Annotated in this window: 7 protein-coding genes; 5 read left to right on the top strand and 2 right to left on the bottom strand. The window is 73.2% G+C overall.

Annotated features, from left to right (window positions below; all coding sequences use genetic code 11):
* Positions 1–100 precede the first annotated feature (100 nt).
* Positions 101–1258, top strand: coding sequence for an aminotransferase (locus ACFWIS_RS20030; RefSeq protein WP_380451404.1), 1158 nt, complete (start codon positions 101–103; stop codon positions 1256–1258).
* 20 nt (positions 1259–1278) lie between these two features.
* Here ACFWIS_RS20030 and vioC read toward each other — a convergent pair whose 3' ends face one another.
* The gene (gene vioC, locus ACFWIS_RS20025) at positions 1279–2307 is read right to left on the bottom strand and encodes an arginine beta-hydroxylase, Fe(II)/alpha-ketoglutarate-dependent (protein WP_380451406.1); all 1029 of its coding nucleotides are present in this window, start codon (positions 2305–2307) and stop codon (positions 1279–1281) included.
* 208 nt (positions 2308–2515) lie between these two features.
* On the opposite strand from vioC, the gene ACFWIS_RS20020 reads away from it, so the two are divergent.
* The 4 genes from ACFWIS_RS20020 to ACFWIS_RS20005 all read left to right on the top strand — a co-directional run bounded on the left by ACFWIS_RS20020 (position 2516) and on the right by ACFWIS_RS20005 (position 13275).
* On the top strand, positions 2516–3646 hold the full coding sequence (locus ACFWIS_RS20020; RefSeq protein WP_380451408.1) for an aminotransferase class I/II-fold pyridoxal phosphate-dependent enzyme: 1131 nt from the start codon (positions 2516–2518) through the stop codon (positions 3644–3646).
* A 35-nt stretch (positions 3647–3681) separates the two neighbouring features.
* On the top strand, positions 3682–4443 hold the full coding sequence (locus tag ACFWIS_RS20015; RefSeq protein ID WP_380451410.1) for a thioesterase II family protein: 762 nt from the start codon (positions 3682–3684) through the stop codon (positions 4441–4443).
* A 127-nt stretch (positions 4444–4570) separates the two neighbouring features.
* Positions 4571–9301, top strand: a complete 4731-nt coding sequence (locus ACFWIS_RS20010) for an amino acid adenylation domain-containing protein (RefSeq protein ID WP_380451412.1) — start codon at positions 4571–4573, stop codon at positions 9299–9301.
* The gene (locus ACFWIS_RS20005) at positions 9301–13275 is read left to right on the top strand and encodes an amino acid adenylation domain-containing protein (RefSeq protein WP_380451414.1); all 3975 of its coding nucleotides are present in this window, start codon (positions 9301–9303) and stop codon (positions 13273–13275) included. Before ACFWIS_RS20010 ends, ACFWIS_RS20005 begins: the two co-directional genes overlap by 1 nt.
* Here ACFWIS_RS20005 and ACFWIS_RS20000 read toward each other — a convergent pair.
* Positions 13259–14482: a cytochrome P450 gene (locus tag ACFWIS_RS20000; RefSeq protein WP_380451416.1), complete on the bottom strand. Its 1224-nt coding sequence runs from the start codon at positions 14480–14482 to the stop codon at positions 13259–13261. The two genes, ACFWIS_RS20005 and ACFWIS_RS20000, sit on opposite strands and share 17 nt — an antisense overlap.
* Between the last annotated feature and the right edge of the window lie 83 nt (positions 14483–14565).

Here is a 14565-nt window from a genome sequence, read left to right as displayed (position 1 = left end):
CCCCGGCCGATTGCGGTGTCACCCGAAACGGGGACGGCTCAGGAACCCTTCGCGGCTGGGACGCTGAACCCGGCCGATCTCGAGCGAAGGAGAGCCCGTCGTGCGCATCAGGAGCACCACCGTCGACACCGTCGACTCCCCCATCAGTTCCGCCTACGCGTTGCTGGACACGCACAGCTCCGACCGGACGCTGCTGGACCTGGGGCAGGCCGCACCGCAGTACCCGCCGGCGCCGGTGGTGCGCGAGCACCTGGCCGAGGTGGTGCGCAGCGCCCACGGCGGCGACTACACGGACGTGCCCGGGCTGCCGAAGCTGCGTGAGGCGATGGCCGAGGATCTGAGCCTGGCCTACGGCGGCGCGGTCCGGCCCGAGAACGTCGTCGTGACCGCCGGCTGCAACCAGGCGTTCAGCCTGGTCGTCTCGGCCCTGGCCGGGGCCGGTGACGAGGTCGTGGTGCCGCTGCCCTACTACTTCAACCACGACATGTGGCTGCGGTTGAACGGGATCCGGCCGGTGTACCTGGAGCCCGGCGCGGACCTGGTGCCCCGGGCGGCCGCGGCCGAGCCCCTCATCACCCCGCGGACCCGGGCGATCGTCCTGGTCACCCCGGGCAATCCGACCGGGGCGACGGTCGCTCCCGAAGGCATCGCCGAGTTCGCGGCGCTGGCGCGGCGGCACGGCATCGCGCTGATCCTGGACGAGACGTACCGCTCCTTCCGGGACACCGACGAAGCCGCCCACGGGCTCTTCGCCGATCCCGAGTGGGGCCGGACGGTCATCAGCCTGCACTCCTTCTCCAAGGAGTTCGCCATCCCCGGGTACCGGGTGGGCGCGGTGGTCGCCTCAGCGGAGTTCAACCGGGAGGTGTGCAAGCTGCTCGACTGCGTGGCCGTCTGCGCGCCGAGGGTCGGCCAGGAGGCGGCCTGGATCGGGCTGACGCAGGCGCGGGCCTGGCGACGCGAGCGCGCGCAGGACATCGCGCGGCAGCGCGCCTGGCTGCGGACGGCGCTGGCGGACCGGCCCGGCGGCTTCGAGCTGGTGGCCAGCGGGGGCTTCTTCGGCTGGCTCCGGCACCCGTTCGACGGCTGCTCGACCGACGAGGTGGTCCGGCGCCTGGTGGTCGAGCAGGACATGCTCCTCCTGCCCGGCACGGCCTTCCAGCCCGAGGACCGGAACACCCTGCGGATCAGCGTCAGCAACATCGACCGGTCGGCGATCGACGACTTCGCCGGTCGGCTCCGCGCGGTCGGCCGGTGAAGCCGGGGCGGAACGCGTCGTCAGTAGATGACGCGGTTGTCGGCGCTCGGCCGCCAGGCCCGTGAGCCGCGCAGATTGCGGGTGATGTTCAGCCGCTTGAGCCACCGATCGGATCCGTCGTAGCGGGCGCGGAACGACTTGCGCCCGTGTACGGCACGGAAGTTGTCGATGAAGACGATGTCCCCCGGCTGCAGGGCGACGCTCTGCATGCCGGCCTCGATCTGCTCGCACAGCCCCTGGAAGGCCCGGAGCGAGCGCTCCGACCAGCCCTCGGTCTTCATGTGGTACGGATCGAGGGCCATGTACGGGGAGTTCCGGTCGCCGTAGAGCACCGGCGCCTTCACCGGATCCTCGTTCCAGGACTGGATCAGCGCGAAGCTCCGTCGGCGCAGCCGGTCGACGACGGGGTCGCCGGACGACTCCGAGGCGTTCTCGGGCAGGTGGGAGTTGTCCGGCATCTGCGTGAACTCGGCTTCCAGCAGTGCCTCGACGTCCAGTGCGGACCAGTCGAGGTCACCGCCGTCGCACACCACGGTCTCGACCGAGTCCGGATTCTTGAGGCACATCAGTGACACGTAGTCGCCCCGGCAGGGGTGGAACGCGTCCTCGGTGTGCCAGGACAGGTGCTGGAGGCTGTTGGAGCCCAGCTCGTAGTGCTCGTGCCCCTTGATCGGCAGGACGTCGTGCATGATCCGGCCGTCCTGCTGGGTGGCCCAGCCGAAGACGTCGCCGAGCCGGGCCGCGCACAGCAGGAAGAAGATCTCCTGCCGGAAGGCCGGGGAGTTCCACTGGCTCTCGCGCCAGTGCTCGGGGGTGGGCCCCAGTTCCGCCTCGTCCACGTCCAGGCCGGAGACCACGCAGAGCGCCGAGGGCTCACGGAGGCGGTAGTCCTCGAGGAACTCCAGCAGGGGCGTCGGCAGGTCCCGGGCGAGGACCGGTGCCCGGCGGATGAGTTCCGGGTTCTCGATGGTGTCGTAGGACTGGGCGAGCCGGTCGAGGATCGGGGCTATCGCCTGGTTGTCCTGCGACGTCAGTGTCAGCCGCTGCATCGCATGCTCCCTCCTGAAGAGACGTCAGGCCGCGTGGTCTGCTGACCTCCTCGGGAGCATATGGGCCATCCGACGGTCCTCAACTGCCAAGGGTGGTCCCCATTAGAGGGGACAGTCGGACCGGTCCGTGAACGGCGTAGCGTCCTCGGCGATCAGCTTTGCCGGATCCGAATCGATGCCGCCGGTGTGGCGAGAACGGGGTGGACGTATGACCGATGTTGCCAACCTGACCATCATGGAAGTCGACGCGTTGACCGACGTCGACGGCGGGCTCAACCTGACCGACGGGCACGCCCGCCTGAGCCTCTCGGAGGAGCAGAAGGAGATCGTCGCCCGGCTCCCCGAGATGTTCGGGACCGCGGAGAGCCGCCCCTTCCCGAGTATCGAACTGGCCGCGCACACCGCGTTCTTCAAGGCGATCGGGCAGCACAGCGCCCCGGTGGGCACCGGGCGGATCCTGAGCTGCTACTCCTCCACGCTGGCGACCGACATCGTCGCCCGGGCGCTGCCCGCCGGCGCCACGATCGCCCTGCTGCACCCGACCTTCGACAACATCGCGGACCTCTTCGTCACCCGCGGGCTGGAGTTGCAGCCGCTGTCCGAGGAGGACCTGCTGGCGCGGAACTGGCCGGGTGCACCGGTCAGCGCGATCGTCCTGACCCATCCGAACAACCCGACCGGGCTGGTCACGCCGGAGGAGCATCTGCGCTCGCTCGGCGAACACGCCGCCCGGAACGGCCAGTTGGTGATCCTCGACGCCAGCTTCCGGGGCCAGGTCCGGGCAGCCCAGTACGACACCTACGCGGTGCTGGACGCGGCGGGCGCGGACTGGATCACGATCGAGGACACCGGGAAGCTCTGGCCGACCCACGAGCTCAAGATCGGGTTCCTGGCCTACAGCGAGCGCACCACCCTGCCGATCGAGCGGGCGTTCTCGGAGTCCCTGCTCGCGGCTTCCCCCGTGGTGCTGCAGCTGGTCGAGGCGCTGGCCGGCGACTGGATCGAGGGCGGCTACGAGCGCGCCCGCGCCCTGGTCGAGCGCAACCGCGAGGTCCTGCGGGAAACCATCGCGGAGGTCGGGCTGGAGCTCGCCGACCCGACCTCGGAGATCAGTGTGGCGCGGATCGGCCTCCCCGTGGACGGTCCGGACTCCGCCCTGCTCTACAAGGACCTGCTGGTGCGCGGGGTGCACGTGCTGCCCTGCTCGCCGTTCCACTGGGCCGCGCCCGAGGAGGGCCTGCGGTTCATCCGGCTCTCGCTGGCCCGGCCGTTGGAGACCGTGCAGTCGGCGGCTCGCGCGCTGGCGGAGTCCTACCGGGCGCTCTCCGCCGCCGAATGACCGGGGGATCGCAGCCGGGGGAGGCGGGGAGTCGGATGGGCACGGTGACCGCGGCGGCGGAGCGGGAACGCCGGTGGCTGAAGCGCTTCGGCCGGAGCCGGCCGGCCGCCGGGGTCCAACTGCTCTGCTTCCCCCACGCCGGCGGCAACGCGGGGATGTTCCGGCACTGGGCGGCCCGGCTGCCCTGGTACGTGGAGCCGGTCGCGGTGCAGCTGCCGGGGCGGGCGGACCGGTTCCGGGAGACCCCGTACGACCGGATGGAGCCGCTGATCGACGACCTCGTCGACGTGGTCGAGCCGCTGCTGGGACGTCCGTTCGCCTGCTACGGCGCCAGCATGGGCGCGCGAGTGGCGTGGGCCCTCGCGCTGGCCCTGCGCGAGCGCGGGCTGCCGGCCCCCCGGGCGCTGTTCCTGGGTGCCAGCGGCGCACCCGGCGGGGACGACGGCTCCGCCCGCTGGGAGGGGCGCAGCGACGGTCTGGAGGGCTACGTCCGGGAGATGGGCGGGACCCCGGACGCTGTGCTCGCCGAACCGAGCCTGCTCGCCGCCCTGCTGCCCACCCTGCGCGCCGACCTGACCGTGGTCAGCAGTCACCGGTACCGCTCGGCGACGCCGTTGGACACGCCGATCCACGGCTTCGCCGGCGCCGACGACGACGAGGCCTCTCCCGAACGCATGCAGGGGTGGAGCACCGAGACGACCGGGCGCTTCGACCTCGACGTGTACCCGGGCGGGCACTTCTTCGACGCCGACGCCGAGCAGGCGGTGATCGAGGCCATCGGCCGCGACCTGGCCTGAGCGCGTTTCCCCGCCCATGGACGCGGGCCTGTCGCGGCCACCGTCCCCCGACCTCGTGACAGGACGGCAGGCGTCGGCGCACGTTCCGACCGCTGCCGTGTGACAACGCTCGTACAGGAGTGCCGACATGACCGACCTGCAACACCGCATCGCCGCACTGCCGCCGGAGCGGCGCGCGCTGCTGGAAGCCCGACTCGCCGAACTCGTACCGGACGGCGAGTCGGCCGCCTACCAGCGGATCCGGCCGCGGGACCGCTCCCGGCCGACCCCTCTCGGCGTCGCGCAGCAGCGGGAGTGGGCGATCGGGCGCTTCCGGTCGGCCAACAACATCACCGGCGCGCTGCGCCTCGAGGGGGCGCTCGACCTGGACCTGCTGGGCCGGGTGCTCGGTGAGCTCCTGGACCGGCACGAGGTGCTGCGCTCCACCGTGGAGATGGGCGACGGCCGGGCCCCGGTCCAGGTCGTCCATCCGCTCGGTGCCGTTCCGCTCCCGGTGGTGGACCTGAGCGGGCTGTCACCGGAGCAGCAGGACCGGGAAGTGCGCCGGCACCACACGGACGCGGCGCTGCAGCCCTTCGACCCGGCCGACCCGCTGCGGCTGCGGGTCACCGTGCTGCGCCTGGCCGCGGACGTCCACGAGTTGGTGTTCGCGACCGACCACGCCGCCTCGGACGCCTGGTCGTTGACGATCATCGTGCAGGAGTTCGCGACCCTGTACGGACTGCGGCACTCCGGGCGGGGTGACGGCCTCCCCCGGCCGGAGATCCAGTTCGGCGACTTCGCCGAGTGGCAGCGCGAACGGCTCGACGCCGACCGGCTGGCCGCCGAGGTGGGGCACTGGCGGGAGACCCTGGCGGGCATGCCCACCGGCTGGTCGCTGCCGGTCGACCGGCCGTACCCGGCTCGGCCGGCCTACACCGGTGACGTCCACCTGGCCGAGCTCCCGCCGGAACTCGCCGCCCGGGTGCGCCGCTTCTGCGAGCAGGAGCACGCGTCGCTCTTCACGGTCCTGCTGGCCGCCTGCTCCGTGCTGCTCAGCCGCTACCTGGGCCAGGACGACCTGGTGATCGGCTCCCTGGTGTCCGGACGCACCAGGGTGGAGACCGAACGGCTGATCGGCTGCTTCGCCAACCCGCTCCCGCTCCGAATGCGGATGTCGGACGACCAGTCCCTGCGGGAGGTGGTCCGCCGGGCGCGGGAGACCCTGAGCACCGCCCTCGACCACCAGGACCTCCCGTACGACCTGTTGATCGAGGAGCTGGGGATCGGGCGCGAGTCGGCGCAGACCTCGCTCAGCCCGATGTGGATCAACGTGCTCTCGGTGCCCGAGGCCACGATGGAACTGCCCGGCGTGCGCGTCGTGCAGCGGCCGATGGCGCCCGCCCAGACCTCCGTCGACCTCAGCCTCAACGTCCTCCCGGTCGGCGACCGGCTGCTCCTGCAGTGGCACTACATGAACGAGTTGTTCGACGCCTCGACCGTGGCGCTGCTCGCCGAGCAGTTCACCGAGGTGCTGCAGCAGGTCGTGACCGCCCCCGACACCCCGGTGTGGGCGGTGGAGCTGGCGTCCGCGGCCCCGTCCGCCGAGGCGCCGGGTTCCGTGGCGGACGGCTCGGCCGGGCCGGACCGGGCGTCGGCCGGGGCCGTGCAGGCCGGCTTCGTCGAGCTCTTCCAGCGGCGGGCCGCCCTGACTCCGCACGCCCCCGCGGTCGTCTGCGACGGCCTGGCCACCAGCTACGCCGAGCTCAACCGGCAGGCCAACCGGCTGGCTCACCACCTGCGCGGCCTCGGGGTCGGCCGGGACACCCCCGTCGGCGTGCTGGTGGACCGATCGCCGCGGCTGGCCGTGGCGATCCTGGGCGTGCTCAAGGCGGGCGGCTGCTACGTCCCGATGGACCCCGGCTATCCGTCGGAACGACTGGCGCTCATGCTCGAGGACTCCGGTGCGGAGATCGTCGTCACCGAGGAGCGGCCGGCGGGCGCCCTGTCGGGCATCGACTCCGCCGCGTCCCTGCACGCCGTACTGCTGGACGGGCCGGCGCCGTTCGCCGGCGACACCGACCACGACCCGCTCGAACCGCCGGCCCCCGACAGCCTCGCCTACGTCGTCTACACCTCGGGTTCCACCGGCCGCCCCAAGGGCGCCATGATCGAGCACCGCTCGCTGGCGGTCTTCGCCCGTGACATCGTCGACCGCCTCGGGCTGGGGGCGGGGGACCGGTTCCTGCAGTTCGCCTCCCCGAGCTTCGACGTCCTCGTCGAGGAGCTCTTCCCGATCTGGGTCGCCGGCGGGGCGGTGGTGATCCCGACCCGGCACCTGATCAGCGGGGAGGACGACCTCGTCGCGCTGACGGAGCGCGAGCGGGTGACGGTGATGGAGCTGCCCACCGCGTACTGGCACGCCTGGGCCAGGGAGCTGGACCGGCTCGACCAGGAGCTGCCGAGCTGCCTCCGCCTGGTGATCATCGGAGGGGAGCGGGTGCTGCCCGAGCGGATCGCCCTGTGGCGGCGCACCGGCGTCCCGCTGATGCACGTCTACGGCCTGACCGAGACCACGGTCAGCTCGACCTTCTTCCACCTCGACCCGGCGGACCCGGTGCAGGACTGGCCGAACCTCCCGATCGGCACCGCGCTGCCCTCCGCCGACCTGCGGGTGCTCGACCGCCGGCTCCGGCCGGTACCCCGGGGCGGCACCGGCGAGCTCTACATCGGCGGCGTCAGCCTGGCCCGCGGCTACCTGGGCCGGGCGGCCCTCACCGCGGCGCGCTTCATCGCCGACCCGACCCGGTCGGGGGAGCGGCTGTACCGCACCGGTGACCTGGTGCGCCACCGCCCCGACGGGAACCTCGAGTTCATCTCGCGGGTGGACACCCAGATCAAGATCCGCGGATTCCGGGTCGAGCCCACCGAGATCGAGTCCACGCTCACCGGCCACCCGGCCGTCGCCGAAGCCGTCGTGGTCGCCTTCGAGCCGGTGCCCGGCGACCGGCGGCTGGTGGCCTACGTGGTGCCGCGGACCGCCCCCGGTCCGGGCGCGGCCGAACTGCGCGGCTACCTGGAGGGGCTGCTGCCCGCCTATCTGGTGCCGTCCGCGTTCATCGAGCTCGACGCGCTCCCGCTGAACGCCAACGGCAAGATCGACCGGGACCGCCTGCCGCGGCCCGACGGCGAGCCGGCCCATTCGGGCGAGGAGTACGTGGCGCCGCAGTCGGCGACCCAGGAGAAGCTCGCGGAGATCGTGGCGTCCGTGGTGGGCGTCGGCCGGATCGGCATCCAGGACAACTTCTTCGAGGTGGGCGGCGACTCGATCCTGGCCATCCAGGTGGTCGCCCGCGCGCAGGAGTCCGGTCTGCGGCTCACCCCGTACGACCTGTTCGCCCATCCCACCGTCGCCTCGCTGGCGGAGGTCGTGGCCGGCGGGCAGACCGTCGACGCGGAGCAGGGCGAGGTGACCGGCCCGGTCCCGCTGGCGGCGCAGCAGCGCCGCTTCTGCGCCGCCGGCCTCGCCGAGCCGCAGCAGTGGAACACGTCGGTCCTGCTCGCGCTGGGCGCCCCGGCCGATCCGGCGCTGCTGCGCCGGGCGGTCGAGGAGGTGCTCACCCGCAACGACGGCCTCCGGCAGCGGTTCCTGATGAACGCCGACCGGACCCGGGTCCGGATCGCACCGTCCGGTGGGCAGAGCCCCTTCGACGTGCACGACCTGTCCGGGCTCGACCAGGAGGAGCAGGACCGTCGGCTGCCCGAGCTCCTCGCGCAGCTGCAGGCCGGCCTCGACCCGGCGGTGGGACCGCTGCTGCGGGTCGCGCTCGTCCGGCTCGGCGGGCAGCGCCCGGACCGGCTGGCCGTCGTGGCGCACCGCCTGGTGGCCGACGCCCCGTCCCTGCGGATCGTCCTCGCCGACCTGGAGACCGCGATGGTCCAGCTCTCCACCGGCGAGGAGCTCAGGTTCCCGCCCAAGACCACCTCGTGGCAGTCCTGGAACCGCCGGCTCCGGACGTACGCGGGCGGCGAGGAACTGGAGGCCCAGCGCGCGTACTGGGCCGGGCTGGTCGCCGTCGCCGGCGGCCGCCTGCCGCAGGAGCCGGCCGGTGCGCCGGAGCAGGACACCGAGGCGGCCACCCGCACCGTGACGGCCTCGCTCGACCGGGCGGAGACCGACGAACTGCTGCACACCGTGCCGGGAGCACTCGACTGCGGTGTCGAGGAGGTCCTGCTGGCCGCACTCGCCCGGGTGCTGACCGGCTGGAGCGGGGCCGCCCGACACCTCGTGGACCTGGAGCGGCACGACCGGGAGCCGCTCTTCGACGACGTCGACCTGGCGCGGACCGTCGGCTGGTTCAGCCGGACCCATCCGCTGGCGCTGGCCTCCGAGCCGCAGGGCGCACCGGCGACGACGCTGGCCTCGGTCAAGGAGTCGCTGCGCGCCGTGCCCGCCGCGGGCCTCGGCTGGGAGCTGCTGTGCGCCGGACCGGATCCGCTGCCGGACCCGGAGGTGGAGCTCTCCTTCGGCTACCTGGGCCCGGTGACGGCGCCGGTGTCGGGGGCCTTCGGTGTCGAGGCCGAGACGATCGGCGGCGACCGGCACCCGGACAACCGTCGGCCGTACCCGGTGGAGGTGCGCGCCTCGGTCGTCGGGGGAACCCTCGAACTCGGCTGGTCCTACAGCGGACTCCGGCACCAGGACTCGACCATGAGCGGCCTGGTGGCCCGCCACCTCGACGAGGTGCGGGCACTCATCGGCCTCTCCCGGGGCGACGGTGCCGCGGCGCCCGCGCCGTCGGACTTCCCGTTCGCCCGGGTCGACCAGGGCCAGCTGGACGCGCTGTTCAACCGGCTCGGGAACGGGTCGGCGCAGTGATGGAGGATGTCGAGGACGTCTACGAGCTGTCCCCGCTGCAACAGGGCATGCTGCTGCACAGCCTGTACGGCGGTGACGGGGACACCTACGTCGCCCAGCACAGTTTCGTCGTCGACGGCGAGCTGGACGTCGAGGCCCTGCACCAGGCCTGGCGGGACACGGTCGCCGCGCACACCGTGCTGCGCAGCTCGTTCCACTGGGAGGGGCTGGACAAGCCCCTCCAAGTGGTGCACCGGCAGGTGCCGGTGGAGCTCCACGAGCACGACTGGAGCGGTGTCGAGGAGCAGGAGGCGCAGCGGCGGCTGACCGGGCTGCTGGCCCGGGAGCGGACGGACGGGTTCGACCTCGCCCGGGCCCCGCTGCTGCGGCTGCACCTGGTCCGGCACGAGGACCGGCGGCACACCTTCGTGTGGACCCACCACATGCTGCCGACGGACGGCTGGTCGGTGCCGATCGTCATCGGCGAGATCGTGCGCCGCTACCGCAGCCTGACCGCCGGCTACCCGCCGCCGGCCCCGGTCGCGCCGTACCGTGACTACATCGCCTGGCTGCAGCGGCAGGACCTGGCGGCCGCCGAGGACTTCTGGGCCGGCGCGCTGGGCGGCGAGGCGGAGGTCAACCCGCTCGGCCCGCTGCTGCCGGACCGGAGCGGGGGCCGGGGCGCCCGGGTGGAGGAGTGCGTCACCAGCTTCCCGGCCGACCTGCGGACCGCGCTGCGCGGCGTGGCCGCGCGCGGCAAGGTCACCTTCAACACGGTCCTGCAGGCCGCCTGGGCGCTGGTGCTGCAGCGGTTCACCGGCGGGACCGAGGTGCAGTTCGGCTTCGCCAGCTCCGGACGTCCGCCGGAGCTGCCCGGTGTCGACCGGATGGTCGGCTCGTTCGTCAACAGCCTGCCGCTGCGGCTGGCGGTCCCCGCCGACGGTGACCTCGGTGAGTGGCTGCGGGCCGTCCAGGTCCGCCACTCCACCACCCGCCGGTACGAGTACAGCCCGCTCGCGCAGATCAAGTCCTGGGCCGGGGTGCCGGCGACGCAGGAGCTCTTCGACAGCCTGCTGGTGCTGGAGAACTACCGGGTGGAGTTCGAGTCCGGAGAGCTGGCGCAGCGCCTGTCGTTCCGCGGGCTGACGGACTTCGAGAAGACCAGCGAGCCGCTGACCGTCTTCGTCACCGCCGAGCCCCACTCCGTGCTGAAGGTGCTGTACCACCGCGACCGGATCCCGGCCGCGGCCGTCGAGGAGATCCTCGGCGCCCTGCGGGCGACCCTGGTCGCGATGACCGGGCAGGACCGGATCGGTGCGATCGTCGCCGAGGTGGCGGACGCCGGCCCGGACGATCCCAGCAGCCGGGGTGCCGTGGTGGCCTATCCGGACGCCGGTGCGACGCTGCCGGAGCTGATCCTGCGCCAGGCCGCCGCGACACCGGACGCGGTCGCCGTGAGCGCGCCCGAGGGCGCGCTCAGCTACCGGCAGCTGCTCGACCGGGCCCGTGACGTGGCCGCCGCGCTGGCCGCCGCCGGTGCCGGTCCCGGACAGCTGGTCGGGGTCTGCGCCGAGCGTTCGCTGGACCTGGTGGTGAACCTGGTCGGCACGCTGCTCTCGGGCGCGGCGTACCTACCGCTCGATCCGTCCCTGCCCGCGGCGCGCCTCGCGTTCATCCGGGGCGACGCCGGTGCCGACGTGGTGCTGGCCTCGGCGGCCGGCGCGGCGGCGGCCCGGACGGCCGGTGCCCGGCTGGTGCTCACCCCGGACCTGGTCCCGCCGGCGCCCGAGGGGTGGCGTGCGGCGGGGGCGCGTGGGGCCGACGCGGCGTACGTCATCCACACCTCGGGTTCGACCGGCCGGCCCAAGGGCGTGGTGATCACCCACGAGGCCGTCGTCAACCGACTGCTGTGGATGCAGGAGGCCTTCGAACTCACCCCGGCGGACCGGGTGCTGCAGAAGACCCCGTTCGGCTTCGACGTCTCGGTCTGGGAGCTGTTCTGGCCGTTGATCACGGGTGCGACGCTGGTCGTCGCCCGGCCCGGAGGCCACCAGGACGCCGCGTACCTCGCCCGAACCATCGCGGACCAGGGCGTCACCACCGCCCACTTCGTCCCGTCGATGCTGCAACTGTTCCTCGACGAGCCGGACCTGTCCGGCCTGTCCGGGCTGCGCCAGGTCATGTGCAGCGGCGAGGCTCTGCCGCACGCGCTGGCCGGGCGGTTCCACCGCAGCTTGCCGGGGGTGCGGCTGCACAACCTCTACGGACCCACCGAGGCCGCCGTCGACGTGACCTGGTGGGACTGCGGGGCACCGGGCCCCGAGGGGGTCCTGCCGATCGGCGGGCCGATCGCGAACACCCGGGCCCACGTGCTGGACCACCGGCTGCGGGAGGTTCCGCGCATGGTGCCCGGCGAGCTCTACCTCGGCGGGGTGCAGCTGGCGCGCGGCTACCTCGGGCGCCCGGGGCTCACCGCGGCGACCTTCGTCGCGCACCCGCTCGCCGGTCCGGGCGGCCGGCTGTACCGCACCGGCGACAAGGTGCGCCGGCTCCCCGACGGCAGCCTGGAGTTCCTCGGCCGGATCGACCACCAGGTGAAGATCCACGGTTACCGGATCGAGCTCGGTGAGATCGAGCAGGCGCTCGTCGAGCACCCGGCGGTCCGCGAGGCGGTCGTGGTGGTGCGGAGCAGGGGCGAACTCCGACAGCTGGCCGCGTACGTGACGGCGGCCGGAACGGCCGTGCCGGTGCCGGAGGAGCTGCGCGCACACCTGCGGGACCGGCTGCCGGGCTACATGCTGCCGGCCACCGTGACCGTGCTGCCCGCGATGCCGCTGACCCACAACGGGAAGCTGGACCGCGCCGCGCTGCCCGACCCGGGGCGGCCGGCGTCGGCCCGGCGGGAGCGGGTCGCGCTCGCCACGCCGCGCGAGGAGGCGGTGGCCGAGGTCTTCCGGGACGTCCTCGGCGTCCCGGAGGTCGACGCCTCGGCGCACTTCTTCGACCTCGGCGGCACCTCCTTCGACGCGGTGCGCGCCGTCCGCCGGATCGAGGGCGCCACGGTGGCGGACATCACCGCCCATCCGACGATCCGTGCGCTGGCCGCGGCGCTGGACGCCACCGACCGGGAGCCGGGCATGCTGCTGCGGCTCACCGCCCCCCGAGCGGCCGGGCACACCCTGGTGTGCGTCCCGTTCGGCGGCGGCAGTGCCATCGCCTACCGGGCACTGGCCGACGCCCTGTCCCCGGACATCGCGCTGCACGCGGTCGTACTGCCCGGCCACGAGCCGGGCGGCACGACCGAGCTGCGGTCGATCGAAGACACGGCGGGGGAGTGCGCGGAGGCGGTGCTCGCCCTGCCCGCGGGGCCGGTCTCGCTGTACGGCCACTGCGCGGGCGTCGCCGTCGCGGTCGAGGTGGCCCGGCGGTTGGAGGAGGCCGGACGGCCGCTCGAGCGGCTCTTCCTCGGCGCGTCCTACCCCTTCTACGAGGCGGGTCGCTGGGGACGGACGGTGCAGCGCGTGCTGGCCGCACTGGCGCGCCGCGGCCTGCTGAAGGTGTCCGTGCGGACGGTCGGTGCCACCGGTGACGGGCGGGCCCGCTCGGACCTCGCCGAGATGCGCTTCCTGCGCTCGATCGGCGGCTTCGCCAACGACGTCGACGAGGAGACGCTGGCGTTCGTCATGCGGGCGTTCAGGCACGACGTGACGCAGGGCGCCGGGTACTTCACCCGGCGCTGGTCCCGCCGGGCCGCGGTGGAGACGCCGGGACTGTCCACGCCGATCACCTTCGTGGCCGGCTCGGACGATCCGCTGACGCCGCGGCCCGCCGTCGGCGTGCGCGGCTGGGAGCGGTTCAGCGGCCGGGTCGAGCTCGCCACGGTTCCCGGCGGCCGGCACTACTTCCTGCAGGAGCAGCCGGAGGTGCTGGCCGCGGTCGTCGAGGCGGCGCTGGACCGGGGCGGCCCAGCGCCTTCCGTCACCGACGGAACGTGACCTCGCAGGGCAGGGACGCGAAGCCCCGCTGGTGCGGGGTGTGCACCCGTTGCGCGTGGTCGATGTCGATCTCGTAGGAGGACACCAGCGCGCCGATCTCCTCGAGCGCGATCCGCATCTCCAGCCGGGCGAGCGAGGCTCCCAGGCAGTGGTGCGGACCGTGGCCGAAGCTGATCAGCTTGCTGGTGTCCCGGTCGAGGTCGAAGCGGTCGGGATCGGTGAAGACCCGCCGGTCCCGGTTGGCCGAGGCCGGCAGGACGGCGATCCGGGCACCCGCCTTGAGCTCCACGCCGTGCAGGACCGTGTCGGCGGTCAGGTAGCGGGCGACCATCTGGCTCGCCGAGTCGTACCGCAGGGTCTCGGACGCCCAGTCGGCTGCCCGGCCGTTCAGACCGGCCTGCTGGACCTCGGGCTGGCGCCAGCCGTGGAACCAGGCGTTGCCGATCGTCTTCCCGGTGGACTCGTTGCCGGCGCCGACCATGACGAACAGGAAGCCGACGATCTCGGAGTCGGTGAGCTTCGCCCCGTCGAACTGCGCCTTGATCAGCGCGGAGGTGAGGTCGCTGCCCGGGCGGCGGCGCAGGTCGGTGACCAGGTCCACGAAGTACTGGGCCATCCGCAGCGCGGCGGCGACCGAGGTCGGGCCGCGTTCGTCGGACCCGTCCTCCCGGACGTTGAGCGCGTCGGTGTCGGCACGGATCAGGTCCCAGTCGTCCTCGGGAATGCCCAGCATCTCGCAGAGGACGTCGTTCGGCAGCGCCGCCGCGTAGTCCGCGGCGAAGTCGAACCGCGGCTGGTCACGCAGCATGTCGAGCCGGGCGCGGGTGAGTTCGCGGATCCGCGGCTCCATGCCCGCGACCAGCCGGGGGGTGAACGCGCTGGAGATCAGGCTGCGGTGGGCGCCGTGCTCCGGCGGGTCCATGGCGAGGAAGAAGCTGGTCTTCACGGCGTGCGGGCCCCACAGCTCGGGCTCCAGCGAGATGCCGTTCCGGTTGGAGTAGAGCCGCGGGTTGCGCAGCGCCGCGAGGACGTCGGCGTACCGGGAGAGCGCCCAGAAGTCACGCTGCTCGTTGCGGTACAGCGGAGCGTGCTCACGCATCCAGGCGTAGACCGGGTGCGGGTCCTCGTGCAGTCGGAAGTCGAACGGGTCGTAGCCGATGGCGGGCGGCGCCGCCGGGTCTTCGATGGGGTTCGCAACAGTGTCCACCGGCCTGAAACTACGGGTGGGGAAGGAGAGTTGTCGTGTCACCCGAAACGGGGGCGGGGGTGCCGGGGTGCGGGAATCCGCAC

The organism is Kitasatospora sp. NPDC127060, from assembly GCF_042724935.1.
In the GTDB taxonomy this organism is placed as follows: domain Bacteria; phylum Actinomycetota; class Actinomycetes; order Streptomycetales; family Streptomycetaceae; genus Kitasatospora.
Note: the sequence above shows the minus strand (reverse complement) of the source record. Positions and strands in the feature narration are given on the sequence as shown.

What these genes read in the sequence shown, in the direction of transcription:
- vioC (WP_380451406.1), bottom strand. Translation starts at nt 2,307, where the DNA reads ATGCAGCGGCTGACACTGACGTCGCAGGACAACCAGGCGATAGCCCCG.
- ACFWIS_RS20020 (WP_380451408.1), top strand. Translation starts at nt 2,516, where the DNA reads ATGACCGATGTTGCCAACCTGACCATCATGGAAGTCGACGCGTTGACC.
- ACFWIS_RS20015 (WP_380451410.1), top strand. Translation starts at nt 3,682, where the DNA reads ATGGGCACGGTGACCGCGGCGGCGGAGCGGGAACGCCGGTGGCTGAAG.
- ACFWIS_RS20010 (WP_380451412.1), top strand. Translation starts at nt 4,571, where the DNA reads ATGACCGACCTGCAACACCGCATCGCCGCACTGCCGCCGGAGCGGCGC.
- ACFWIS_RS20005 (WP_380451414.1), top strand. Translation starts at nt 9,301, where the DNA reads ATGGAGGATGTCGAGGACGTCTACGAGCTGTCCCCGCTGCAACAGGGC.